Origin of the sequence: Pseudomonas brassicacearum (assembly GCF_918698105.1) — a bacterium.
GTDB classification, from domain to species: Bacteria; Pseudomonadota; Gammaproteobacteria; order Pseudomonadales; family Pseudomonadaceae; genus Aquipseudomonas; species Aquipseudomonas brassicacearum_F.
Map to the genome: position 1 here is coordinate 24,578 of NZ_CAKKMI010000048.1, position 25,154 is coordinate 49,731.

At 61.8% G+C, this 25,154-nt stretch carries 26 protein-coding genes; 4 read left to right on the top strand and 22 right to left on the bottom strand.

Features of this window, described 5'->3' with window-relative positions:
* The first annotated feature begins 123 nt into the window (after positions 1–123).
* From xseA to leuA, 3 genes are all read left to right on the top strand, one after another.
* Positions 124–1,503 (top strand): exodeoxyribonuclease VII large subunit, encoded by a 1,380-nt coding sequence (gene xseA / locus LQ215_RS18815; protein ID WP_230152033.1) that lies wholly within the window; start codon positions 124–126, stop codon positions 1,501–1,503.
* 3 nt (positions 1,504–1,506) lie between these two features.
* Complete coding sequence (locus tag LQ215_RS18820) at positions 1,507–2,328, top strand: peptidoglycan DD-metalloendopeptidase family protein (protein ID WP_230152034.1); 822 nt, start codon at positions 1,507–1,509, stop codon at positions 2,326–2,328.
* A 446-nt stretch (positions 2,329–2,774) separates the two neighbouring features.
* On the top strand, positions 2,775–4,454 hold the full coding sequence (gene leuA, locus LQ215_RS18825; protein ID WP_230152035.1) for a 2-isopropylmalate synthase: 1,680 nt from the start codon (positions 2,775–2,777) through the stop codon (positions 4,452–4,454).
* Between the two features lie 184 nt (positions 4,455–4,638).
* On the opposite strand, the gene LQ215_RS18830 is transcribed toward leuA, so the two are convergent.
* From LQ215_RS18830 to trmJ, 22 genes are all read right to left on the bottom strand, one after another.
* Positions 4,639–5,058, bottom strand: coding sequence for a hypothetical protein (locus LQ215_RS18830; protein ID WP_230152037.1), 420 nt, complete (start codon positions 5,056–5,058; stop codon positions 4,639–4,641).
* A gap of 68 nt (positions 5,059–5,126) precedes the next feature.
* Positions 5,127–5,918 carry an amidohydrolase gene (locus tag LQ215_RS18835; protein ID WP_230152039.1) on the bottom strand — a complete coding sequence of 264 codons (792 nt, stop codon included), beginning with the start codon at positions 5,916–5,918 and terminating at the stop codon, positions 5,127–5,129.
* On the bottom strand, positions 5,906–7,054 hold the full coding sequence (locus LQ215_RS18840) for a pyridoxal phosphate-dependent aminotransferase (protein WP_230152041.1): 1,149 nt from the start codon (positions 7,052–7,054) through the stop codon (positions 5,906–5,908). The genes LQ215_RS18835 and LQ215_RS18840 overlap by 13 nt, the downstream gene beginning before the upstream one ends.
* 277 nt (positions 7,055–7,331) lie before the next feature.
* Complete coding sequence (gene der / locus LQ215_RS18845; RefSeq protein WP_230152042.1) at positions 7,332–8,804, bottom strand: ribosome biogenesis GTPase Der; 1,473 nt, start codon at positions 8,802–8,804, stop codon at positions 7,332–7,334.
* A gap of 133 nt (positions 8,805–8,937) precedes the next feature.
* Positions 8,938–10,089, bottom strand: coding sequence for an outer membrane protein assembly factor BamB (bamB, locus tag LQ215_RS18850; protein WP_053118636.1), 1,152 nt, complete (start codon positions 10,087–10,089; stop codon positions 8,938–8,940).
* On the bottom strand, positions 10,082–10,723 hold the full coding sequence (locus LQ215_RS18855; protein ID WP_230152044.1) for a YfgM family protein: 642 nt from the start codon (positions 10,721–10,723) through the stop codon (positions 10,082–10,084). The genes bamB and LQ215_RS18855 overlap by 8 nt, the downstream gene beginning before the upstream one ends.
* Before the next feature lie 40 nt (positions 10,724–10,763).
* Positions 10,764–12,053 (bottom strand): histidine--tRNA ligase, encoded by a 1,290-nt coding sequence (gene hisS / locus LQ215_RS18860; protein WP_230152045.1) that lies wholly within the window; start codon positions 12,051–12,053, stop codon positions 10,764–10,766.
* A gap of 22 nt (positions 12,054–12,075) precedes the next feature.
* Entirely contained in the window at positions 12,076–13,185 is a 1,110-nt protein-coding gene (gene ispG, locus LQ215_RS18865; protein WP_003185136.1) for a flavodoxin-dependent (E)-4-hydroxy-3-methylbut-2-enyl-diphosphate synthase, read from the bottom strand.
* 3 nt (positions 13,186–13,188) lie between these two features.
* Positions 13,189–14,220: a RodZ domain-containing protein gene (locus LQ215_RS18870; protein WP_230152046.1), complete on the bottom strand. Its 1,032-nt coding sequence runs from the start codon at positions 14,218–14,220 to the stop codon at positions 13,189–13,191.
* Positions 14,220–14,978 (bottom strand): type IV pilus biogenesis/stability protein PilW, encoded by a 759-nt coding sequence (gene pilW / locus LQ215_RS18875; RefSeq protein WP_230152047.1) that lies wholly within the window; start codon positions 14,976–14,978, stop codon positions 14,220–14,222. Before pilW ends, LQ215_RS18870 begins: the two co-directional genes overlap by 1 nt.
* A gap of 12 nt (positions 14,979–14,990) precedes the next feature.
* Entirely contained in the window at positions 14,991–16,139 is a 1,149-nt protein-coding gene (rlmN, locus tag LQ215_RS18880) for a 23S rRNA (adenine(2503)-C(2))-methyltransferase RlmN (RefSeq protein ID WP_053118626.1), read from the bottom strand.
* Between the two features lie 28 nt (positions 16,140–16,167).
* Positions 16,168–16,593 carry a nucleoside-diphosphate kinase gene (gene ndk, locus LQ215_RS18885; protein ID WP_042727994.1) on the bottom strand — a complete coding sequence of 142 codons (426 nt, stop codon included), beginning with the start codon at positions 16,591–16,593 and terminating at the stop codon, positions 16,168–16,170.
* A gap of 91 nt (positions 16,594–16,684) precedes the next feature.
* Positions 16,685–16,885, bottom strand: a complete 201-nt coding sequence (gene iscX / locus LQ215_RS18890) for a Fe-S cluster assembly protein IscX (RefSeq protein WP_230152048.1) — start codon at positions 16,883–16,885, stop codon at positions 16,685–16,687.
* Positions 16,886–16,899: 14 nt separating this feature from the next.
* Positions 16,900–17,241 (bottom strand): ISC system 2Fe-2S type ferredoxin, encoded by a 342-nt coding sequence (fdx, locus tag LQ215_RS18895; RefSeq protein ID WP_230152049.1) that lies wholly within the window; start codon positions 17,239–17,241, stop codon positions 16,900–16,902.
* A 3-nt stretch (positions 17,242–17,244) separates the two neighbouring features.
* The gene (hscA, locus tag LQ215_RS18900) at positions 17,245–19,107 is read right to left on the bottom strand and encodes a Fe-S protein assembly chaperone HscA (protein ID WP_230152050.1); all 1,863 of its coding nucleotides are present in this window, start codon (positions 19,105–19,107) and stop codon (positions 17,245–17,247) included.
* A 50-nt stretch (positions 19,108–19,157) separates the two neighbouring features.
* On the bottom strand, positions 19,158–19,679 hold the full coding sequence (gene hscB / locus LQ215_RS18905) for a co-chaperone HscB (RefSeq protein WP_230152052.1): 522 nt from the start codon (positions 19,677–19,679) through the stop codon (positions 19,158–19,160).
* A gap of 8 nt (positions 19,680–19,687) precedes the next feature.
* Positions 19,688–20,011 (bottom strand): iron-sulfur cluster assembly protein IscA, encoded by a 324-nt coding sequence (gene iscA, locus LQ215_RS18910; RefSeq protein ID WP_003185155.1) that lies wholly within the window; start codon positions 20,009–20,011, stop codon positions 19,688–19,690.
* A gap of 25 nt (positions 20,012–20,036) precedes the next feature.
* Complete coding sequence (iscU, locus tag LQ215_RS18915; RefSeq protein WP_003185157.1) at positions 20,037–20,423, bottom strand: Fe-S cluster assembly scaffold IscU; 387 nt, start codon at positions 20,421–20,423, stop codon at positions 20,037–20,039.
* 43 nt (positions 20,424–20,466) lie between these two features.
* Positions 20,467–21,681, bottom strand: coding sequence for an IscS subfamily cysteine desulfurase (locus LQ215_RS18920; RefSeq protein WP_230152054.1), 1,215 nt, complete (start codon positions 21,679–21,681; stop codon positions 20,467–20,469).
* Between the two features lie 50 nt (positions 21,682–21,731).
* Positions 21,732–22,223, bottom strand: a complete 492-nt coding sequence (gene iscR / locus LQ215_RS18925; protein WP_024777044.1) for a Fe-S cluster assembly transcriptional regulator IscR — start codon at positions 22,221–22,223, stop codon at positions 21,732–21,734.
* A gap of 260 nt (positions 22,224–22,483) precedes the next feature.
* The gene (cysE, locus tag LQ215_RS18930) at positions 22,484–23,260 is read right to left on the bottom strand and encodes a serine O-acetyltransferase (protein WP_230152055.1); all 777 of its coding nucleotides are present in this window, start codon (positions 23,258–23,260) and stop codon (positions 22,484–22,486) included.
* Between the two features lies 1 nt (position 23,261).
* Positions 23,262–24,032 carry a tRNA (cytosine(32)/uridine(32)-2'-O)-methyltransferase TrmJ gene (trmJ, locus tag LQ215_RS18935; RefSeq protein ID WP_230152056.1) on the bottom strand — a complete coding sequence of 257 codons (771 nt, stop codon included), beginning with the start codon at positions 24,030–24,032 and terminating at the stop codon, positions 23,262–23,264.
* A gap of 144 nt (positions 24,033–24,176) precedes the next feature.
* On the opposite strand from trmJ, the gene suhB reads away from it, so the two are divergent.
* Positions 24,177–24,995 (top strand): type III secretion system regulator SuhB, encoded by an 819-nt coding sequence (gene suhB / locus LQ215_RS18940; RefSeq protein WP_003185165.1) that lies wholly within the window; start codon positions 24,177–24,179, stop codon positions 24,993–24,995.
* Positions 24,996–25,154: the final 159 nt, after the last annotated feature.

A 25,154-nucleotide genomic window follows, 5' to 3' on the forward strand; every position in this document is an offset into this window, starting at 1 on the left:
GCTCGCTCCCACATTTGATCTTCAGTGCGACATAGATCTCCTGTGGGGCGAGCTTGCTCGCGATGCAGGCAACCCGGTCTAATTGTCTGCACACCATCGGCGAATCCCCTTATCATGCCGCCCATGATTAAAGATCCCTTTGCCCGACTGGGCCTGGACCGCGAGGTCCTGACTGTCAGCCAGCTCAACGGCCGTGCGCGGGTGTTGCTTGAAGACGTGTTCAGCAACATCTGGGTCGAGGGCGAAATCTCCAACCTCGCCCGTCCGGCCTCCGGCCATGTGTATTTCACCCTCAAGGACAGTGGCGCCCAGGTGCGTTGCGCGCTGTTCCGGCAAAATGCCGCGCGGGTGCGCCAGGCCTTGAAGGACGGGCTGGCGGTGAAAGTGCGCGGCAAGGTCTCGCTGTTCGAAGGCCGTGGCGACTATCAACTGATCCTCGACACCGTCGAGCCGGCCGGCGATGGCGCCCTGCGCCTGGCCTTCGATGCCTTGAAGGAAAAGCTCAGCGCCGAGGGCCTGTTCAGCGCCGAACGCAAGGTGCCGTTGCCGGCCCATCCGCAACGCATCGGCATCATCAGTTCACCCACGGGCGCGGTGATCCGCGACATCATCAGCGTGTTCCGCCGCCGCGCGCCGCAGATTGCCCTGACCCTGATCCCCACCGCCGTGCAAGGCCGCGAAGCCACCGCGCAAATCGTCCGCGCCCTGAAGCTGGCCGACGCCCGTGGTTTCGATGCGTTGATCCTGGCCCGGGGCGGCGGTTCGCTGGAAGACTTGTGGTGCTTCAACGAAGAAGCCGTGGCCCGGGCGGTGGATGCCTGCGTCACGCCGATCGTCAGCGCCGTGGGCCATGAAACCGACGTGTCCATCAGCGATTTCGTCGCCGACGTACGCGCCCCGACCCCGTCCGCCGCCGCCGAACTGCTGGCCCCGGATGCCGGCGACCTGGTGCGTCGGGTCGAAAGCCTGCATCGCCGGCTGGTGATGCGCATGCGTGACCGGCTGATGCGCGATCAACTGCGCCTCGAAGGCCTCACCCGACGCCTGCGCCACCCCGGCGAACGCCTGCGCCAGCAAGCCCAGCGCCTCGACGACCTGGACATGCGCATGCGCCGGGCCTTCGAGCGCAGCCTCAACACCCGCCGCGAACGCCTGATCCGCCTGGAAACCCGCCTGGCCGGGCAGCACCCGGGCCGGCAATTGGCCTTGCTGCGCCAGCGCCTGGACAGCCTGGCCGAACGCCTGCCCCGGGCCATGCGCGAAGGCCTGAAAACCCGCCGCGTGCAATTGCACAACCAGATGCAGACGCTGCACATCGTCAGCCCCCTGGCGACCCTCGGCCGGGGCTACAGCATTTTGCTCGACGAGCGCGGCCATGCGATCCGCAGTGCCGGGCAAACCCAGACCGGCCAGCGCCTGACCGCCAAGCTCGGCGAAGGCGAACTGCTGGTACGGGTCGAAGACAATCACCTGACGCCGGTCACCCTTTCTTTACTGGATTGATTCATGCCGCGATATCTCGCCCCCTTGCTCTTGCTGTGCCTGACCTTCAACGCCCACGCCGACAGTTACATCACCCGCCTGCTGAACAAACCGGTGCCCGGCGGCGTGGCCGTGGTGGACCTGGGCAGCGCCGCCAAGGCACCGAAAGCCAGTTACCAGGGAAAGCCAGTGTTGGTGGTCAAGGAACAGGACAACTGGCTGGCGATTGTTGGCATTCCGCTGACAGTCCAGCCCGGCACGCAACAAATCAGCAGTGGCGGCAGCACCCAACCGTTCGTGGTCGGCTACAAGAAGTACCCCGAGCAACACATCACCCTGAAGAATAAGCGCCAGGTCAACCCGAACCCAGCGGACCTCAAGCGCATCGATGCCGAGCTGGCGGTGCAACTGAAGGCCTACCGCAGTTTCAGCCCGAACCTCCCCAGCAACCTGTTGCTGGACAAACCGGTCAACGGCCCGCTGTCGAGCAAGTTCGGCGTACGCCGTTTCTTCAACGGCGAAGAACGCAACCCCCACGCCGGCCTGGACTTCGCCGTACCCGCCGGCACGCCGATCAAGACCCCGGCCGCCGGCAAGGTGATCCTCACCGGCAATTACTTCTTCAATGGCAACACTGTGTTCGTCGATCACGGGCAGGGCTTCATCAGCATGTTCTGCCACATGTCGAAGATCGACGTGAAGGTCGGCCAGCAATTGGCCCGAGGCACCGTGGTGGGCAAGGTCGGCGCCACCGGCCGGGCGACCGGGCCGCACATGCACTGGAACATCAGCCTGAACGATGCGCGGGTGGATCCGGCGATTTTTATCGGAGCTTTCCAACCCTGAAAGGGATGGTGGGGCTACTGGCCTCATCGCGAGCAAGCTCGCTCCCACATTTGATCTTCAGTGCGACATAGATCTCCTGTGGGAGCGAGCTTGCTCGCGATGACGGCAGCCGCATCACCCCCTCCTTAGAATTGCCAAGCTCAAAACATCGACGCAATTTCTGACATTCATATCTGGAACATGCGCGATTAAATCTCGCAAACCCGTCTAAAAGCAGAACTTATCTCAATTTTTTCCGACTGCTTGCGATCCGTTCCTCACGCGGTTAGGGTTGAAGGCATGAAAACCTCTCACACCCTCATTCAGCTTCGCCAGCACCGCAGCCTGTGCCTCGTCAGCGCACGACTGCCGGGCTGAATCGCGGCACCTCGTCCCGGCTGTGAAGCCACCCCCATCGAACCACCGGCAGGCCGCCTTTTTCCGGCCACGACAATAAGGATTTCCCCATGAGCATGCTCAAAGACCCGTCTTCCAAATACCGTGCTTTCCCGACCATCAACCTGCCGGACCGCACCTGGCCATCGAAGACCATCACCGCCGCGCCGATCTGGTGCAGCTCCGACCTGCGCGACGGCAACCAGTCGCTGATCGAGCCGATGGACGCGGTCAAGAAGCTGCGCTTCTGGAAAACCCTCGTCGCGGTGGGCGTGAAAGAAATCGAAGCTTCGTTCCCGGCCGCTTCCCAGACCGACTTCGACTTCGTGCGCACCCTCATCGAAGAAGGCCACATCCCGGATGACACCACCATTCAGGTGCTGACCCAGGCCCGTGAAGACCTCATCGCACGCACGTTCGAGTCCCTGCGTGGCGCGAAAAAAGCCATCGTCCACCTGTACAACGCCACCTGCCCGTCGTTCCGCCGCATCGTGTTCAACCAGGACAAGGAAGGCGTGAAGGAAATCGCGGTGAACGCGGCCAAGCTGTTCGTCAAATACGCCGCGCTGCAGCCGGAAACCCAGTGGCAGTTCGAGTATTCGCCAGAGACTTTCAGCGCCACTGAGCTGGAGTTCGCCAAGGAAGTCTGTGACGCGGTGATCGAAGTCTGGAACCCGACGCCAGAGCGCAAGGTGATCCTCAACCTGCCCGCTACCGTGGAAGTCGCCACCCCGAACATCTACGCCGACCAGATCGAGTGGTTCCACCGCAACATCACCCGTCGTGACAGCGTGCTCATCAGCCTGCACACCCACAACGACCGTGGCACCGGCGTGGCCGCTACCGAGCTGGGCCTGATGGCTGGCGCCGACCGTGTCGAAGGCTGCCTGTTCGGCAACGGCGAACGCACCGGTAACGTCGACCTGGTGACCGTGGCGCTGAACCTCTACACCCAGGGCATCAATCCTCTGCTGGACTTCTCCGACATCGACGGCGTGCGAAAAGTGGTCGAGGAATGCAACCAGATCCCGGTGCACCCGCGTCATCCGTACGTTGGCGACCTGGTCCACACCGCGTTCTCCGGCTCGCACCAGGACGCCATCCGCAAGGGCTTCGCCCAGCAGAAATCGGACGGCCTGTGGGAAGTGCCGTACCTGCCGATCGACCCGGCCGACATCGGCCGCAGCTACGAGGCGGTGATTCGCGTCAACAGCCAGTCGGGCAAGGGCGGTATCGCCTACCTGCTGGAACAGGAATACGGCATCAGCCTGCCGCGTCGCATGCAGATCGAGTTCAGCCAGGTGGTACAGCGCGAAACCGATCGCCTGGGCCTGGAAATGACTGCCCAGCAGATCCACGCCCTGCTGCAGCGTGAATACCTGCAAGCCAACACCCCGTACGCGCTGGTCAGCCATCGCCTGCAAGAAGAAAACGGCAACAGCGCCGTGGAAGTGGAAGTGGCGAGCAAGGGCCAGGGCGAGACCAACCTGCACTGGCGCGGCAAGGGCAACGGCGCGCTGGAAGCGCTGGTGGCCGGCCTGCCAATTCCGGTGGAGATCATGGACTACAACGAACACGCCATCGGCGCCGGCACCCATGCCAAAGCGGCGGCGTACATCGAACTGCGGGTCAACGGTGAGCGTGCGGTGCACGGCGTGGGCATCGATGAGAACATCACCACGGCGAGCTTCAAGGCGCTGTTCAGTGCGCTGAACCGGTCGCTGAGCCAGCCGGAAGCCAAGGCGGCTTGATCCAAGGCTGAAATATAAAAAGGCCCCGGGGTGTGAACCCTGGGGCCTTTTTGTTTGGCTGATGGTTTGTGTGGTCTGGTAGGGCCTCATCGCGAGCAAGCTCGCTCCCACATTTGGATAGCGGCGCTGCCCCCCTGTGGGAGCGAGCTTGCTCGCGATGGCGGTCTGTCAGACAACCAAAATGTCAGGCATGGGTATCGATCGAGACAGTCATTGCCAGCAACAGAGCGGCCTGCAGGGTCTGCAAAGTCGCTTGGGTCGCCATGATCTGGGTCTGAATCGCCATGGTTTCCTGGGCTTTCTGCGCCTCATCAGCCCGGCTTTTTTGTACCCGAGCCAGCTGGGCCTGCTGTTCGGCCAGCAACTTCTCGGTCTGTTCGATCTGCTTCTTCAGTTGTTCAATGACATCGCCGCTGCCGCTGCTGCCACCCGCACCTGCGATATTCGCGCCGCTGGTGTCGACTTCCAGTTTCTTGTCCTTGTCTTCGCTGCTGTCAGTCGCTGCCACTGGACTGACCGCTTTCTCTTCCTCAGCCCCGCGGATGGAGACTTTAGGGGCTGACAACGGATAAGGGTTTACGGTGGTTGCGCTGATGCTGGTCATAGGGACTTCTCCTTGGCTGACCGGTTATCGGCACGCAACGCCGTTCCTTAAGGGCTGAATCGTTTCAATCAGATGAATTCGAACGAATCGGCATCCAGGTTCGCCGGAAACCGCGTGCGATACGCCGCCAGGTCCGCTGCATTCAAGCACACCTTGAACACACCATCCGCCTCACCGGCGCTGAGCAAGCTCTCGCCCTGGAAATCCAGCACCTGGCTGTCACCCGTGTAGGCAAAGCCCTTGCCGTCGGTACCGACGCGGTTGACCGCCGCCACGTAGCACAGGTTCTCGATCGCCCGGGCCGGCAGCAGCCGGTTCCAGTGCATACGCCGTGCCCCGGGCCAGTTGGCGGTGTACAGCAACAGGTCGGTGTCTTCGGCGTCGCGGCTCCAGACCGGAAAGCGCAGGTCATAGCAAATCAACGGGCGAATTCGCCAGCCCTTGAGCTCGAACAGCACCTGTCGCTCGCCCGGCGTGTAGTGGTTGTGCTCCCCCGCCATGCGAAACAGATGGCGCTTGTCGTAATGCAGCACCTCTCCATCCGGCCGCGCCCAGAGCAAGCGATTGCGATGGCTGCCGTCAGCGACCTGGATAATCACACTGCCGGTGACTACCGCGTCCAGCTTCGCCGCCTGGGCCTTGAGCCATTGGCGCGTCGGGCCGTTCTCCGGCTCCGCCAGGGTCTCGGATTCCATGGAGAACCCCGTGGTGAACATCTCCGGCAGGATGATCAGGTCAGCCCCGCGCGCCTGCTCGAGCAGCGCGTCGAAATGTTCCAGGTTGGCCCGACGGTCGTGCCAGGCCAGGGTGGTCTGGACCAGGGCAATGTCGAGGTCCGGTAATGTACTCAAATCACGCATAGTTTTTCCGCCGCTTCGCGCAGCGTCTCCTCGCGTTTGGCAAAGCACAGGCGCACCAGGCGCTGGCCTTGTGGTGGGTGCTGGTAGAACACCGAGATCGGAATCGTCGCCACGCCATGCTCGCGGGTCATCCACACCGCCATGTCGACGTCATTCAGGTCCGGGCGAATCTGCGAATAGTCCACCAACTGGAAATAAGTGCCGGTCACGCGCTTGAAGCTGAACCGCGACGGGGCCAGCAGATCGCAGAACAGGTCGCGCTTGGCCTGGTAGAAGTCCGGCAGTTCATCGACGTGTTCCGGATGCTCGGCCATATAGTCAGCCAAGGCGTACTGCAACGGCGTCACGCCACAGAAGCTGACGTACTGGTGCACCTTGCGCAGCTCCGCCGTCAGGGCCGCTGGCGCCACCACGTAGCCGGTTTTCCAGCCGGTGACGTGATAGGTCTTGCCGAACGAACTGATCACAAAGGCACGTCGATACAGCTCCTCATGGGCCAGGACACTGGCGTGGGCGACGCCGTCGAACACCAAGTGTTCGTAAACCTCGTCGCTGACCAGGTAAATGTCACGGTCGCGAATCAGCGTCGCCAACTGATCCAGTTCGGCGCGGCTGATCAGGGCGCCACTGGGGTTGTGCGGCGAGTTGAGGATGATCATGCGCGTGCGCGGGCTCAGGGCTTGGCCGAGCTTCTCGAAGTCAATGGCGAAGTCGTCCAGGCCCAATGGCACGTGCACGCAACGGCCACCGGCCAATAGCACGGCAGGCTCGTAGCTGTCGTAGCTGGGGTCGAAGACAATCACTTCGTCGCCACTGTGGACCACCGCCGCAATGGCACAGAAAATCGCCTGGGTCGCGCCAGGGGTCACGGTGACTTCCTGATCGGCATCGACCTTGGCGCCGTAGCAGCGGGCGATCTTCGCCGCGATTTGCTGGCGCAGCGCCGGCAGGCCGGTCATGGGCGAGTACTGGTTATGGCCTTGGGCAATGTGCCGGCCGACCGCATCGCGCAGGGCCTGCGGGCCATCGAAATCGGGAAAGCCCTGGGACAGGTTCAGCGCGCCCGTCTGCGCGGCGAGCTGGGACATCTGGGTGAAAATCGTGATGCCGACATCCGGCAACTTGCTGGTGATCATGAAGGGTCCCTGCTCGGCACCCGGCTCTGGTGCGGCGCGGGAGAGCTCGAGGATAGCCCAATCGCCGGGCATGAAAAAGGGTGCCACGCAGGGCACCCTTTTCTTCGCCGAATCGCAGGAAAACTCTGTGGCGAGGGAGCTTGCTCCCGCTGGGCTGCGAAGCAGCCCCTGTGCTTCATCTGATGCGCTGCGGTGACAGGTACATCTTTGGGGCTGCTGCGCAGCCCAGCGGGAGCAAGCTCCCTCGCCACAAAAGCGGTCCTGGGAAAGGCCTGGGTTAGCGCTTGTCGCGGCGCTTCTTGTCGGCCTTCTTGTGGTGCGACATCAAGCGGCGCTTCTTGTTGACCTGGCGGTCGGTGAGCGTGTTCTTGTTGCCTTCGTACGGGTTTTCGCCGCCCTTGAACTCGATGCGGATCGGCGTGCCGACCAGCTTCAGGACGCGACGGTAAGTGTTCTCCAGGTAACGAACGTACGACTTGGGCACCTTCTCGATCTGGTTACCGTGGATCACGATAATCGGCGGGTTGGCACCGCCCAAGTGAGCGTAGCGCAGCTTGATCCGACGGTTGTTGACCATCGGTGGCGCGTGCTCGCCTACCGCATCTTCGAGGATCTGGGTGAGGCGGTTGGTCGGCCAGCGGGTCACCGCCGACTTGAACGAGTTCTGCACCGAGGCGTAGAGGTTGCCCACGCCCGTGCCGTGCAGGGCCGAGATGAAGTGGATGTCGGCGAAGTCGACAAAGAACAGCCGGCGCTGCAATTCGACCTTGACGAAATCCCGTTCGCTCGGCGTCATGCCGTCCCACTTGTTGATCGCGATGACCAACGCACGACCGGCTTCCAGGGCGAAGCCCAGCAGGTTCAGGTCGTGATCGACCACGCCTTCGCGGGCGTCCATCACGAAGATCACCACGTTGGCGTCCTTGATCGCCTGCAGGGTCTTGACCACGGAGAACTTTTCTACTTCTTCGTGGATCTTGCCGCGCTTGCGCACACCGGCGGTGTCGATCAGCGTGTACTTCTCTTCGTTACGCTCGAAGGGAATGTAGATGCTGTCGCGGGTGGTGCCGGGCTGGTCGTAGACGATGACCCGGTCTTCACCGAGCATGCGGTTGACCAGCGTCGACTTGCCCACGTTCGGCCGGCCGATGATGGCGATCTTGATCCCGTCTTTTTCGCTCGGGCCCGGAATGCGCTTGGCTTCCTCGCCTTCGGCAACGACCTCTTCCTCGCCCTCTTCCGGTTCTTCTTCGTCGTCCTTGGGGAAACTCTCCAGGGCGATTTCCAGCATCTGGGTGATGCCGCGCCCATGGGCGCCGGCGATCGGGATTGCCTGGCCCATGCCCAACGGTGCGAATTCGGCGCGAGCCATGTCCGGGTCGATGTTGTCGACCTTGTTGGCGACCACGTAGGAACGCTTGTTACGCTTGCGCAAATGCTCAGCGATCATCTGGTCGGCGGCGGTAAAACCGGCCTTGGCGTCTACCAGGAACAGCACCACATCGGCTTCTTCAATGGCGAGCAGCGACTGCTCGGCCATTTTTTCGTCCATGCCGTGTTCATCACCGGAGATGCCGCCGGTGTCGACCAGAATATAGGTACGCCCTTGCCACTTGGCCTCACCGTATTGGCGATCACGGGTCAGACCGGACAAATCGCCGACAATGGCGTCGCGAGTCCTGGTCAGGCGGTTGAACAAGGTGGACTTGCCGACGTTCGGTCGGCCCACCAGGGCGATTACGGGAACCATGCGGCTCTCCACTTCGTTATTTCAGAAAATACAAAAGCCGCTGCGAGGCAGCGGCTGGTGCTCGGGGCAGTCTGTGCAAGCCCTGCAAACCTTGTGAACAAGGCCGCTTGGGGGATTAGCCCCAAGCATAGTCTTACTTGATGGTCAGGGCTTCCAGTTTGCCGCTGTTGCCATACACATAGATCATGTTGCCCACCACCAGCGGACGGGCACGCAGGCCGTCGCTGTCGATGCGCTCACGGCCGACGAAACGACCGTCCACCTGGCTGAGCAGGTGCAGGTAACCTTCCAGGTCACCCACTGCGACGTAGCTGGAGAACACTTCCGGGGCCGACAGTTGACGGCGGGCCAGGGAGTCGTTGCTCCACAAGGCGGTGGTGGAACGCTCGTCAACGCCTTCGACGGTGCCCGAGGACAGGCTCACGTAGACGCTGCCAAAGCCTTGGGCGACACCGGCGTAGCTGGACGCATCGCGCTGCCACAGTGGACGACCGCTTTCCAGGTCCAGCGCCGCAACGCGGCCCTGGTAGCTGGCGACATACAGCGTACCGCCGGACAGCAGCAGGCCGCCGTCGATGTCGACCACACGCTCCAGCTCCGAACGACCTTGCGGGATCGCTACGCGCTGTTCCCAGACCGGCACGCCGTTGGAAATATCCAGGGCCACCACTTTACCGGTCGACAAACCAGCCACCGCCAGGCGGTTGGTGACGATCGGCGCGCTGGTGCCGCGCAGGGTCAGTACCGCCGGGGTGCTGTCGTACAACCAGCGCTGGTTGCCGGTAGCGGCATCCAGGCCGATCAGACGGTCGTCCTGGGTCTGGACCACTACCACATCACCGTTGGTGGCCGGCGGTGCGAGCACTTCACTGGTCACGCGGGCGCGCCATTTCTCTTCACCGCTGCTCGCGTCCAGGGCGACGATCTCGCCCTTGAGCGTGCCGATCATGACCAGGCCATAACCCACGCCAACGGCGCCGGAAACGGGCAGCTCAAGATCCTTTTCCCATTTGACGTCGCCGTTGGTGCGGTCCATCGCCATCACTACGCCGGTGACATCGCCTGCATAGATGGTGTCGCCGTCAATGGCCGGCACCAGCATGTTGTAGGTTTCGCCCTGGCCATCGCCGATGGAACGGCTCCACTGCTTCTGCAGCACGACTTCTTCTTTGAAGTCGGTCAGTTCGGCCGGCGGCAGTTCTTTCTTGCTGTTGCTGCTGCAACCCGCGGCCAGAATGGCCAGAGCCAGCAATGCTGCATGTTTCCAACGGATCACGTCACGCATCCCCTTTGGCCAGGTCGTCCAGCTTGATTTGCAGGCCACCGACTGCGGCTTCATCCGACAGCGCAGCCTTGGCTTTTTGGTAGGCCGCATGGGCCTCATCGGCACGGCCCAGCTGTACCAGCAGGTCGCCCTTGAGTTCTTCGCGGGTCGCCAGGAATGCCTTGTCGGCATCACCGTCGAGCAGCTTCAAGGCGTCTTCGGCCTTGTTCTGTGCCGCCAGCACCTGCGCCAGGCGCTGACGCGCCACTTCGCCCAGGGTCGGGTTGACCGGTTTGTCGACGATACCTTTGAGCTCGGTGGCCGCGTCGTCCAACTTGCCGCTGTCCACCGCCACCTTGGCCACGAACAGGCGGCCGTACTGCGCGTAGGCGGTGCCGCCGAATTCCTTGTCCAGCTTGCCGGCCAGATCCGCCACGCGGCCAGCATCAGGCTTGCCGTCCGGGGTCAGGGTGGTTTCCAGCAATTGCTGGTAGAGCACCGAGGCACCCTGCGACTGGTTGCTCTGGTATTTCTGGTAGGCCTGCCAGCCGAACACGATGACCAGCGCCAACAGGCCGCCAGTGACCAGCGGCTTGCCGTTGCGCGTCCACCAGTCCTTCAAATCCGCCAGCTGTTCATCTTCGGTACTCGACACCCCAATACTCCTTAATCGCTAAATCGGCTGTTTGACAGCTTCAACCCTGCACGACGCAGGTGGCCAGGTGTGCAGCAAGCGCATCCCAGGCAATGCTTTGTTGTTCGCCCTGGCCACGCAGGGGTTTGAAACCTACCACTTGTTGGGCCAGTTCGTCGTCACCGAGGATCAGTGCGTACAGCGCACCGCTCTTGTCGGCCTTCTTGAATTGGCTCTTGAAGCTGCCGGCCCCGGCGTTGATCTGCAGGCGCAGGTTGGGCAACTGGTCGCGGATCCGTTCGCTCAACGTCAGGGCCGCCAGTTCGGCTGCTTCACCGAAGGCGCACAGGTAAACGTCGACCTGACGGGACAGTTCTTCCGGGACCTTGTCCAAGGCTTCAAGCATCAGCACCAGGCGCTCGATGCCCATGGCAAAGCCCACGCCGGACGTTGGCTTGCCGCCCATCTGTTCTACCAGCCCGTCGTAACGGCCACCGGCACACACGGTGCCCTGGGCGCCGAGCTTGTCGGTGACCCATTCGAAGACGGTCTTGCTGTAGTAGTCCAGGCCACGGACCAACTTGGGGTTGATCACGTAGGGAATGCCGGCGGCGTCCAGGCGAGCCTTGAGCCCCTCGAAGTGCACGCGGGACTCTTCGTCCAGGTAGTCGGCCATTTTTGGCGCTCCCACCAGTACGGCCTGGGTGTCCGGGTTCTTGGTGTCCAGTACCCGCAGTGGGTTGGTCTTCAAGCGACGCTGGCTGTCTTCGTCCAGCTTGTCCAGGTGGGCGCTGAGAAACTCCACCAGTGCTTCACGGTAGCGGCCACGGGACTCGCTGGTGCCCAGGCTGTTGAGCTCGAGCTTGACCGCGTCACGGATGCCCAGCTCGCCCCACAGGCGCCAGGTCAGCACGATCAGTTCGGCGTCGATGTCCGGACCGTCGAGGTTGAACACTTCGCAACCGATCTGGTGGAACTGGCGATAACGGCCTTTCTGCGGGCGCTCGTGACGGAACATCGGGCCGATGTACCAGAGTTTCTGCACCTGGCCGCCGCCGGTGATGCCGTGTTCGAGCACCGCACGCACGCAGGCCGCCGTGCCTTCGGGGCGCAGGGTCAGGGAGTCGCCGTTGCGGTCGTCGAAGGTGTACATCTCTTTTTCGACGATGTCGGTCACTTCACCGATGGAGCGCTTGAACAGCTCGGTGAACTCGACGATTGGCATGCGGATCTGCCGATAGCCGTAGTTATCCAGCAGACGCGCCACAGTGCCCTCGAAATAGCGCCACAGGGGCGTCTGCTCGGGCAGGATGTCGTTCATGCCACGAATGGCTTGCAGGGACTTGCTCACGTGTATTCCTTAATCTTTCGACTTAACCGCGCGCGATGACCGCTGCGTCGGCTTCGACCTTTTCGGCCGCTTTCTGGCGGATCAGCCGTTCCAGCTCATCCACCAGATTGTCATTCGTCAGTTTCTGCGACGGCTTGCCGTCGATGTAAATCAGGTTCGGTGTACCGCCAGTCAGGCCGATGTGGGCCTCCTTGGCTTCGCCCGGCCCGTTGACCACGCAACCGATCACCGCGACATCCAGCGGCACCAGCAGGTCTTCAAGGCGCCCTTCCAGCTCGTTCATGGTCTTGACCACATCGAAGTTCTGCCGCGAGCAGCTCGGGCAGGCGATGAAGTTGATGCCACGGGAACGCAGGTGCAGGGACTTGAGAATGTCGTAGCCGACTTTCACTTCCTCGACCGGGTCAGCCGCCAACGAGATGCGGATGGTATCGCCAATCCCTTCGGCGAGCAGCATACCGAGGCCGACGGCGGATTTCACCGTGCCCGAACGCAACCCACCGGCTTCGGTGATGCCCAGGTGCAGCGGCTGGACGATTTCCTTGGCCAATAAGCGGTAGGCTTCGACGGCCATGAACACGTCGGATGCCTTTACGCTGACCTTGAAGTCCTGGAAATTCAGGCGTTCGAGGTGCTCGACGTGGCGCAGCGCCGACTCCACCAGTGCCGCCGGGGTCGGTTCGCCGTATTTCTTTTGCAGGTCTTTTTCCAGGGAACCGGCGTTGACGCCGATGCGGATCGGGATGCCCCGGTCGCGGGCGGCATCCACCACGGCACGGACACGGTCTTCGCGGCCGATGTTGCCCGGGTTGATGCGCAGGCAATCGACGCCCAACTCGGCCACGCGCAGGGCGATGCGGTAGTCGAAGTGAATGTCGGCCACCAAGGGGACCTTGACCAATTGCTTGATCTTGCCGAACGCCTCCGCGGCGTCCATGTCCGGCACCGATACGCGCACGATGTCGACACCGGCGGCTTCCAGGCGGTTGATCTGGGCGACCGTGGCGGCCACGTCATTGGTGTCGCTGTTGGTCATGCTCTGCACAGCGATAGGCGCATCGCCGCCCACGGGCACGTTGCCGACCCAGATTTTTCGGGATTCGCGACGCTTGATTGGAGATTCGCCGTGCATGACTTATTGACCTAACTTCAGGCGAGCGGTCTCGCCACTGGTGAACGGAGCGATGTCGACTGGCTGGCCGTTGTAGCTGACCTGCGCGCCACGGGCGTAGCCCAGGCGTACGGCGAACGGCGGCTTGCCGTTGACGGCCGCGCTGTCGCCCTTGCGCTTGAGGCCGCTGAACAACACCTTGCCGTTGCCGTCGGTGATCTGCGTCCAGCAGTCAGCGACAAATTGAATCTGTACCTGGCCTTCACCTGCCGCTGGAGCCGGGGCCGGAGCCGTCGGAGCTGCCGGAACAACTGGCGTGGCATGGGTCGCAGGCGCAGCCGTGGTCGGCGCTGACGTGCTCGGTGCGACAGGCGCCGTGGCAATCGGTGTGCTGCCGGTGCTCGGGGCAGCCGGCGCTGTGGGTGCAGCGGGGGCGGGGGCTGGAACGGCCGGCTCGGCACCTGCTTGGGCATCGGCGTCATCCTGGCCCTGCGGCAACGCCAGGGCGGTTTCGCCTTCGGCCTGGCCTTCGACGACAGCCTGGTCTTCCGGCTCGTCCAACGGATGGATCTGGGTGGTGCCGTCAGCGCCTTCGACCTCAACGTGCTCAGGGTTCATGACGACCGGCTCCTTGTTGCGCAAGGAAGCCTGGTCCTGCCACCAGACAAAGCCGCCACCAATCACAGCGATCAGCAGCAACAGGCTGACGATTCGCAAAATGGTGTGGGAAACGCGAACCGGCTCCTCGATGCGACCCAGGCTGTGCACGCTGCTGCCCTGGGCATCGGAACCGGTGTATTGATCGAATTGCTGGACCAGCACGGTCTGGTCCATGCCGAGCAACTTGGCATAGGCGCGGATATAGCCCCGGGCAAAGGTATGCCCAGGCAGCTTGTCGAACGCGCCCGCTTCCAGATTGCCCAAGGAGGCCACGGTGAGATTGAGCTTGAGGGCCACTTCGGCCAGCGACCAACCATTGCTTTCGCGGGCTTGACGCAGGGTCTCACCAGGATTTACGCGAGTCGCTGCTACAACTTCGGGATGCGCCGCTTTCATCATTGCTCCGACAGGTATTGCTGATATTCCGGCGTACCGGGATAGAGTCTTTTGAGTTGCAGGCCGTAACTTGCAGCCTTGTCGCGATCTTCAAACACATGTGCCAGCCGAACGCCGAGCAATAGACTACGTGCATTTTGCTCGCTCAGCAGGCTAAAACGCTCGTAGTAGTCACGCGCGGGCACATAATGCCTGTCTTCGTAGGACAACTCAGCCATTTCCAGCAGCGCCCGCGGTTGTTGGCGGTTGAGCCGCAGCGCCTTTTCCAGCTGCTGGCGGGCCAGGTCACGCTGGCCGAGCTGCGCGGCCGTCATGCCAAGATTTTCGAAAACCCGCGAACGCTCAGGGTAAAGAATGTCGGCGGCAGCCTGCTCGAAACGCTCGTAGGCGTCCTTGTAGCGTTTTTGCTCGAAAAGAAAGCTGCCGTAGTTGTTCAGGATCCGTGCGTCTTGCGGGCGGGCAGACAGCGCCTTGCGAAAATGCTCGTCGGCAAGCGCAGGCTCCATCTCGGCCTGGAACACCAGGGCCAGGGCCGCGTTGGCATCAGGGTCGGAATCGTCCAGCTCAAGGGCTTTCTTGAGCGGCACCTTGGCCCGTTCGGTCATGCCCTGCTGCAGGTAGCCAATGCCCAGTTGCACGTAGGCCACGCGCGCCTCGTCGCGCCCTTTGCTGGTCCTCATCGGGTTGTAGTCACCCGACAGGACACAACCGGAACAAAGGCCGGCCAACAGCAAAACGAGCGCGAAGCGCAGGGACATAGAGTTCCTCTCTTAGTGACTGTTCGCAGCGTTTTGCACCGCATCGTCCGCGGCGTTCAACTCACGCACGGCAATGTAGCGTTCGCTGCGACGGGTGCGATCCAGCACCTGTCCTACCAATTGGCCACAGGCGGCGTCGATGTCTTCGCCGCGGGTGGTGCGCACGGTGACGTTGAAGCCAGCGTGGTGAAGCTGATCCTGGAAGCGACGAATCGCGTTGTTGCTCGGACGCTCGTAACCGGAATGCGGGAACGGGTTGAACGGGATCAGGTTGATCTTGCACGGGATGTTCTTGAGCAGCTCGATCATCTCGACCGCGTGTTCGACCTTGTCGTTCACATCCTTGAGCAGTGTGTACTCGATGGTCAGCACGCGCTTTTCGCCCAGGGACGACATGTAGCGCTGGCACGACTCGAGCAGCATCTTAAGCGGATACTTCTTGTTGATCGGCACCAATTGGTTACGCAATGCGTCATTGGGTGCATGCAGCGACAACGCCAGGGAGACGTCGATGTGCTTGGCCAGCTCATCGATCATCGGCACCACGCCGGAGGTGGACAGGGTCACGCGGCGCTTGGAGATGCCGTAGCCCAGGTCGTCCATCATCAGGTGCATGGCGGAAACGACGTTGTCGAAGTTCAGCAGCGGCTCACCCATGCCCATCATCACCACGTTGGTGATGGCACGGTCGACGGTCGCCGGGACGCTGCCAAAGGATTTGTTGGCAATCCACACCTGGCCGATCACTTCGGCGGCGGTGAGGTTGCTATTGAAGCCTTGCTTGCCGGTGGAGCAGAAACTGCAATCCAGGGCACAGCCTGCCTGGGACGAAACGCACAAGGTGCCGCGCTTGCCCTGGGGAATGTAGACGGTCTCGACGCAGCTGCCGGACGCCACGCGCACCACCCACTTGCGGGTGCCGTCGCTGGAAATGTCCTGGCTGACCACTTCGGGGCCGCGAATCTCGGCAACAGCCTTGAGCTTTTCGCGCAAGGCCTTGCCGACATTCGTCATGGCATCGAAGTCGTCGACGCCAAAGTGGTGAATCCATTTCATCACCTGGCCGGCACGGAAACGCTTCTCCCCGATCGAGTCGAAGAATTTCTCCATTTCCGGCTGGGTCAGGCCCAACAGGTTGGTTTTGCCGTTCGATGTAGTCATGGATTCACCTTCACTCAAAAGCCTGGGCTTAGCGAGTGGTTACTTCAGTAGCGGAGAAAAAGTAGGCGATTTCGCGAGCAGCAGCGGCTTCGGAGTCCGAACCGTGAACGGCGTTGGCGTCGATGGACTCAGCGAAGTCAGCGCGGATGGTGCCGGCAGCAGCTTCTTTAGGGTTGGTAGCGCCCATCAGCTCACGGTTGCGAGCGATAGCGTTTTCGCCTTCCAGCACCTGAACGACAACCGGACCGGAAGTCATGAAAGCAACCAGCTCACCGAAGAAACCGCGCTCGCTGTGCTCAGCGTAGAAGCCTTCGGCTTCGGCTTTGGACAGTTGCTTCATTTTCGAAGCTACAACGCGCAGGCCAGCGTCTTCGAAGCGGGTAACGATCTTGCCGATCACGTTTTTAGCAACGGCGTCAGGCTTGATGATGGAGAAAGTACGTTGAACAGCCATGGTGTAACTCCAGAAACGGTAATTTGCGAAAAATTAAACCCGCGAATTATACGCGGGTTCTTGGGTATTGCCTAACTGCGTAGGGGAGGCTTCAGTCCTGCTCTTCTTTCCAGGCAGTCTGGATCGCTTCAAGGACCTTTTCACCACCGCGATCCCGATCATCTTCAAACCCTGGCAAAGCCATGACCATGTCACGCAATGCCACAAAGTTCACCGAATAGGGATCCATATCCGGGTGACCATCAGCCAAAAGGATAGCAATCTCTTGCACATCAACCCATTTAAGGCTCATGACAGTTCCTTGAATCAGTGCGGCGCTTCGGCCGCATGGTTAAGCGAATATTTCGGGATTTCGACGGTCAGGTCTTCGGTGCCGACGATGGCCTGACAGGTCAGGCGCGACGTCGGCTCCAGGCCCCAGGCCCTATCAAGGTAGTCTTCTTCCAGCTCATCAGCCTCATTCAGCGAGTCGAAACCCTCACGAATGATGCAATGGCACGTGGTGCAGGCACAGACACCGCCGCAAGCGCTCTCGATCTCGATGTGGTTGTCGTGAGCCACTTCAAGAATGGACTTGCCGGTTTCGGCCTCTACCACCATACCGTCCGGGCAATGCTCGGCGTGTGGCAGAAAAATGATCTGCGGCATCAGTTATTCCTCGATTTCATTCAGGTTGCGCCCCGCCAGGGCGGCTTTCACCGTCGAGTCCAGGCGGCGGGCAGCAAAGGCGTCAGTGACTTGCGACAGACGCTTGGTCTGCTGCTCGATGGCATAGCCATCGGTGCCTTTGATCAATTCGGACAATTCCTGCATCTGCAGCTCGATGACCATGCGTTCTTCAGCGTCGAGCAAACGGTCGCCGTCGGCTTCAAGGGCGCCTTGCACGGCTTCAAGCAGGCGCTGGGCGTCGACCTGTTGCTCACGCAGCACCCGCGCCACCTTGTCATCGCTGGCGTGCTGGAAGGAATCCTTGAGCATCTTGGCGATTTCGCCGTCGGTCAGGCCGTAGGACGGCTTGACCTGGATGCTCGCCTCGACGCCCGAACCCAGCTCGCGGGCGGAGACGTTGAGCAAGCCGTCGGCATCGACCTGGAAGGTCACGCGGATCTTCGCCGCACCGGCGACCATGGCCGGGATGCCGCGCAATTCGAAGCGAGCCAGGGAACGGCAGTCGCTGATCAGCTCACGCTCGCCTTGCAGCACGTGGACCATCATGGCCGACTGGCCGTCTTTATAGGTGGTGAAGTCCTGGGCGCGGGCCACGGGGATGGTGGTATTGCGCGGAATCACCTTCTCCATCAGGCCGCCCATGGTTTCCAGGCCCAGGGACAACGGAATCACGTCGAGCAACAGCAGCTCGCCGCCGTCGCGCTTGTTGCCGGCCAGGGTATCGGCCTGGATCGCGGCGCCGATGGCCACCACCTGGTCCGGGTCGATTTCAGTCAGCGGCTGGCGGCCAAAGGCCTCGGCAACGGCTTCGCGAACCCGAGGCACGCGGGTCGAACCACCGACCATGACCACGGCCTTGACGTCTTCGAGCTCTATGCCGGAATCGCGCACGGCACGGCGGCAGGCCTTGAGGCTGCGGGCGACCATGGGCTCGATCAGGGCATCGAAGGCTTCGCGGGTCAGCGTGGCTTTCCAGTCGCCATAAGCGACTTCAACGGTGGCAGCGTCGGTCAGGGCTTCCTTGGCGGCGCAGGCGGTTTGCAACAGATGGCGCTGCGCACCCGGGTCGAGGTCAGCGGATAAACCGGCTTGCTCGATGATCCAGCCGGCGATGGCGTGGTCGAAGTCATCGCCGCCCAGGGCGCTGTCGCCGCCGGTGGCCAGGACTTCGAAGACACCGCCGGTCAGGCGCAGGATCGAAATATCAAAAGTGCCGCCGCCCAGGTCGTAGATGGCGACCAGGCCTTCGGCATGCTGGTCCAGGCCGTACGCCACCGCAGCGGCGGTCGGTTCGTTGAGCAGGCGCAGCACGTTCAGGCCGGCGAGCTTGGCCGCATCCTTGGTGGCTTGGCGCTGGGCGTCGTCGAAATAGGCTGGGACAGTGATGACCGCACCCACCAATTCACCGCCCAATGCCGCTTCGGCGCGCTGGCGCAGGACCTTGAGGATGTCGGCGGAAACCTCTACCGGGCTTTTCGGGCCCTGTATGGTTTCAATAAACGGCATGTGGGATTCGCCACCGACGAAGCGGTACGGCAGCTGGTCGCCCAATTGCTTGACGTCGGACAGACCACGACCCATCAAGCGCTTGACCGACACGACGGTGTTCAAAGGATCGGTGGCGGCGGCCAGCTTGGCCGACTCGCCCACTTCAACGCGGTCGGCGTGATAACGCACGGCGGACGGCAGGATCACCCGCCCCTGCTCGTCGGCCAGCGGTTCGGAAAGACCGCTGCGCAAGGCAGCGACCAGGGAATTGGTGGTACCCAAGTCGATCCCGACAGCCAGGCGACGCTGGTGCGGTTGTGGACTTTGGCCGGGTTCGGCGATCTGCAGTAGGGCCATCGTAATCAGGACTTATCTGTAATCAGGCGTGCGACCGGAGCGGCACTGGGTTAATCGTCGAGGCGCTCTTCGAGCTGGCGCACTTCGTAGGTGAGCTTGTCGAGGAACTGCATGCGCCGCATCAGGCGTTCGGCCTGTTCGCGTTGCGCGGCATCGTTCCAGCAGGCTGCGAAGCTTTCGTTCAGTGTTTGCTGGGCATCTTTCAAGCGGCGCTTGAATACCGCGACACCGGCCAGGTCGGCACTGTCCTGCAGGTCTTCGAGCTCTTCGCGCCATTGCATCTGCTGCAAAAGAAACTCGGGATCGTGGACCGTGACCTCCAGCGGCAACTCATGGCCGCTGATGGCGAGCAGGTAACGCGCGCGCTTGGCTGGACTCTTGAGCGTCTGGTAAGCCTCGTTGAGGTTCGCAGACTGCTCAAGCGCCCGGCGCTGCTCGGCTTCGGAGGCGTCAGCAAAGCGGTCCGGGTGGACACCACGGGCCAATTCCAGATAACGCGCGGACAACTGGTCGAGATCCAGCTGGAAAGCAGGCTGCATCTGGAACAACGCAAAATGACAAGGAGTACCCACAAGCTGCCTCAGATGTTGAAGCTTTCGCCGCAGCCACATTCACCGCGCACGTTGGGGTTGTTGAACTTGAAGCCTTCGTTCAACCCTTCCTTGACGAAATCCAGTTCGGTGCCGTCCAGGTACGTCAGGCTTTTCGGGTCGATGATCACTTTCTGACCATGACTCTCGAACACCTGGTCGTCTTCACCGACTTCGTCGACGAATTCCAGTACATAGGCGAGGCCGGAACAGCCCGTGGTGCGAACACCCAGGCGGATACCCTCGCCCTTGCCGCGCCCTGCAAGTGAGCGCTGGATATGGTTAGCTGCCGCTTCTGTCATCTGGATAGCCATGGAAAACTCCTTACCGTAACGCGGATCAGATCAAGCCTTTCTTCTGCTTGTAATCGCGAACGGCGGCCTTGATGGCGTCTTCGGCGAGTACCGAGCAGTGGATCTTCACTGGCGGCAGGGCCAGTTCTTCGGCCAGCTGGGTGTTCTTGATGGTTTCGGCTTCATCGAGGGTCTTGCCCTTCATCCACTCGGTGGCCAGGGAGCTGGACGCAATGGCGGAACCGCAGCCGTAGGTCTTGAACTTGGCATCTTCGATGATGCCTTGCTCGTTGACCTTGATCTGCAGGCGCATCACGTCGCCGCACGCCGGGGCGCCGACCATGCCGGTGCCGACATCAGGATCCTGCGCGTCCATCTTGCCGACGTTGCGCGGGTTCTCGTAGTGGTCGATGACCTTTTCGCTATATGCCATTTGCTTTAATCCTCATCAGTGAGTCGCTCTGGTGGCGACTTCTTCAGTGCGCCGCCCACTCGATTTTCGAAATGTCGACGCCGTCTTTGTACATGTCCCACAGCGGCGACAGAGCGCGCAGCTTGGTAACGGCCTCGCAGACTTTCTGCGCGGCGTAATCGATTTCTTCTTCGGTGGTGAAGCGGCCGAAGGTGAAGCGGATCGAACTGTGGGCCAGTTCGTCGTTGCGGCCCAGGGCGCGCAATACGTACGAAGGCTCAAGCGATGCCGAGGTGCAGGCCGAACCGGACGACACGGCCAGATCCTTGAGCGCCATGATCAGCGACTCGCCTTCAACATAGTTGAAGCTCAGGTTCAGGTTGTGCGGTACGCGGGCGGTCATGCTGCCGTTGACGTAGAGTTCTTCCAGGTGCTCGACCTGCTTGAAGAAGCGGTCGCTCAGGGCCTTGATGCGCACGTTCTCGGCAGCCATGTCTTCCTTGGCTACGCGGAAGGCTTCGCCCATGCCGACGATCTGGTGGGTCGCCAGGGTGCCGGAGCGCATGCCACGCTCGTGACCGCCGCCGTGCATGGTCGCTTCGAGGCGCACACGCGGCTTGCGGCTGACGTACAGGGCGCCGATGCCTTTAGGGCCGTAGGTCTTGTGGGCCGAGAACGACATCAGGTCGACTTTCAGCTTGGACAGGTCGATGTCGACCTTGCCGGTGGACTGGGCCGCGTCGACATGGAACAGGACGCCCTTGGAGCGGGTCAGTTCGCCGATGGCTGCGATGTCGTTGATGGTGCCGATTTCGTTGTTCACGTGCATGATCGAAACCAGGATGGTGTCGTCGCGCAGGACGGCTTCGACCATGGCTGGGGTGATGATGCCGTCTGCACCCGGTTCGATGTAGGTGACTTCGAAACCTTCACGCTCCAGTTGGCGCATGGTGTCCAGGACAGCCTTGTGCTCGATCTTGGAGGTGATCAGGTGCTTGCCCTTGGTGTGATAGAAGTGCGCGACACCCTTGATTGCCAGGTTGTCGGACTCGGTGGCACCGGAGGTCCAGACGATTTCACGCGGGTCGGCATTGACCAGGTCGGCGACCTGGCGGCGGGCGTTTTCAACCGACTCTTCGGCCTTCCAGCCGAACACGTGGGAACGGGACGCCGGGTTACCGAAGTTTCCGTCGACCAGCAGGCATTCACTCATTTTCTGCGCGACACGCGGATCAACCGGGGTGGTCGCAGAGTAATCAAGGTAAATCGGCAATTTCATGGACTCTCTCCTAAATCAGGCTGGCTGGCGTTCCGCGTGCTCTGCGGCAGTCATTCGACGGCGGACGCTTCAATCTTGTCCAGGTGCGGCGCCTTGCCATTGCAACGGCGCTGGTCCTGACGCTGGGCTACTTCTTGCACCTCACGGCGAGTTACAAGGTCAGCCAAGCTGATACCGCTTAGAAATTCGTGGATCTGCAGGCTGAGGTCGCACCACAAGTGGTGGGTCAGGCAAGTATCGCCGCCATGGCAGTCGCCAAGGCCCTGGCATTTGGTCGCATCGACCGATTCGTTTACCGCATCGATCACCTGGGCGACCTGGATGCCCTGCATGTCACGCGACAATTGGTAGCCGCCGCCCGGGCCGCGAACGCTGGAAACCAGGTTGCTACGGCGCAGCTTGGCGAACAGCTGCTCAAGGTAGGACAAGGAAATGCCCTGGCGCTCGGAGATATCGGCCAGGGACACCGGCCCGTGCTGCGCATGCAATGCCAGATCCAGCATTGCGGTCACGGCGTATCGGCCTTTTGTAGTCAGTCGCATGGACAATTACCACGGAGTTCGGAATGGGGGCGAGTATGCAATTCCCGAGTATTTAAGTCAAGTATAAGACCTAGTGCTTTACTCGGGTTTACCCGCGAAAGAGCGCGCGCATGATAGCAAAGGCTGGTCGGCGGCGACCAGTGATACCGCGTTATCGTTTATCGCGAGTAAGCTCGCTCCCACATGGGATCTGTGCTGACTTTCAGCCACCGCAAAACCCTTGTGGGAGCGAGCTTGCTCGCGATGAGGCCGGCCGGGCTTCAGCTGGCCTGGCTCTCATCCTTGTCCTTCACACACGCAAAGTCTTCCTCGCGCAGTTCAGGCAGGTCCTTGGCGCAGTAATTACTGCCCAGTTCCTTCAGGGCGCCGCACATCCCCTCCAGGCGCCCATCGACGGCCTGCAGGTGATCGAGCAACTGGTTGATGGCGCGGGCGACCGGGTCGGGCATGTCTTCGCCGACACCGTAGGCGTCGAAACCGATCTTCTCGGCCATGGCCTTGCGGCGCGCATCCTGCTCGTCATCGGACTTGACGATGATCCGCCCCGGAATACCCACCACGGTCGCGCCAGGCGGCACGGCCTTGGTCACTACCGCGTTGGAGCCGACTTTCGCCCCCGCCCCTACCGTGAACGGTCCGAGCACCTTGGCGCCGGCACCGACCACCACGCCGTCTTCCAGGGTTGGGTGGCGCTTGCCTTTGTTCCAGCTGGTGCCGCCGAGGGTCACGCCCTGGTACAGGGTCACGTCGTCGCCGATTTCGGCGGTCTCGCCGATGACGATGCCCATGCCGTGGTCGATGAAGAACCGACGACCGACCTTCGCCCCCGGATGGATCTCGATTCCGGTCAACCAGCGCCCGAAGTTCGAGACCAGCCGCGCCAGCCACTTCCAGCCCATGTTCCACAAGGCGCCGGACAGGCGGTGAATCCAGATTGCGTGCATGCCCGGGTAGCAGGTCAGCACTTCAAAGGCATTGCGCGCCGCCGGGTCACGATGGAAAACACTTTGGATATCTTCACGCAAACGTTCGAACATTTTATTTCTTCCGCTTAATCAGCTCGCCACGGGCCGCCTTCTGGGTTTCCGTGAGGATGCCGCGCAATATATTCATCTCCGCCCGGCTAACCGAGCTTCGTCCGTACAACCGACGCAGGCGCGCCATCAAGTGTCGCGGCTTTTCCGGGTCAAGGAACTCGACGTCCACCAGGGTCTGCTCCAGGTGTTCATAGAATCGCTCCAGCTCGTCCATGGTCGCCAGTGTCTCACTGCGCGGCGACGTGACCTCGGTTTTTTCGACTTTGCTGGGCTTGCCTTCGGCTGCCAGCCAAGCCATGCGCACTTCATAGCTCAACACCTGCACCGCCGCTCCCAGGTTCAAGGAACTGAACTCGGGGTCAGAAGGGATATGCACGTGAAAGTGACATCGCTGCAACTCGTCGTTGGTCAGGCCGGAGTCTTCACGACCGAACACCAGGGCGATTTCAAAGCCTTGCGCAGCCTCCTCGACCACTTTGGTGCCGCATTCGCGGGGGTCGAGCAGCGGCCAAGGGATACGCCGGTCGCGGGCGCTGGTACCCAGCACCAGGTTGCACCCCACCAGGGCGTCTTCCAGGGTGGCGACGACCTGGGCATTGGCGAGGATGTCGCCGGCACCGGAGGCCCGGGCGTCGGCTTCGTGATGGGGAAACAAGCGCGGTTCGACCAGCACCAGGCGCGACAGGCCCATGTTCTTCATGGCCCGCGCAGCTCCGCCGATGTTACCCGGATGGCTGGTATTGACCAGGACGACACGAATGTTCTGCAACAAGGGAGGCGCTCTCGAACACGATAAAGGGAGCAAATCTTACATAAGCACCTACCGTTAAGCTATGAAAGCGAACACCAACCTTCTCCTGAGAAAACTTTCTGATAGAATGCGCGGCTTTCTTTAACAACCTTAGGTGACACATCCATGCAGCCCATGCTGAATATCGCGCTGCGCGCCGCCCGCAGCGCCAGTGAACTGATCTTCCGCTCCATCGAGCGCCTGGATACCATCAAGGTCGATGAAAAAGACGCCAAGGACTACGTGTCCGAGGTTGATCGCGCCGCCGAGCAAAAAATCGTCGACGCCCTGCGCAAGGCTTACCCGAACCACTCCATCCTCGGCGAAGAGACCGGCATGCACGCCGGTACTGGCATCGAAGGTGAAGAGTACCTGTGGATCATCGATCCACTGGACGGCACCACCAACTTCCTGCGCGGCATTCCTCACTTCGCTGTCAGCATCGCCTGCAAATACCGTGGCCGCCTGGAACACGCCGTTGTGCTGGACCCGGTTCGCCAGGAAGAATTCACCGCCAGCCGTGGCCGTGGCGCCCAACTGAACGGTCGTCGCCTGCGCGTCAGCGGCCGCACCAGCCTGGACGGCGCCCTGCTGGGTACCGGCTTCCCGTTCCGTGACGACCAGATGGACAACCTGGACAACTACCTGGGCATGTTCCGCGCTCTGGTTGGCCAGACCGCCGGCATCCGCCGCGCCGGCGCTGCGAGCCTGGACCTGGCTTACGTGGCCGCTGGCCGTTTCGATGCGTTCTGGGAATCGGGCCTGTCCGAATGGGACATGGCTGCAGGCGCCCTGTTGATCCAGGAAGCCGGTGGCTTGGTGAGCGACTTCACCGGCGGCCACGACTTCCTTGAGAAAGGCCACATCGTTGCCGGTAACACCAAATGCTTCAAGGCTGTGCTCACCGCCATCCAGCCGCACCTGCCGGCTTCGCTGAAGCGCTAAGCAGTTCGGCTGCAAGGAAAAGCACCTTTCGGGGTGCTTTTTTTATGCCCGTCTCACACCACTCGGCTCAGATATGGACACTGTGGCGAGGGAGCTTGCTCCCGCTCGGTTGCGCAGCGACCGCAAGATCTTGGGTCTGCTGCGCAGCCCAGCGGGAGC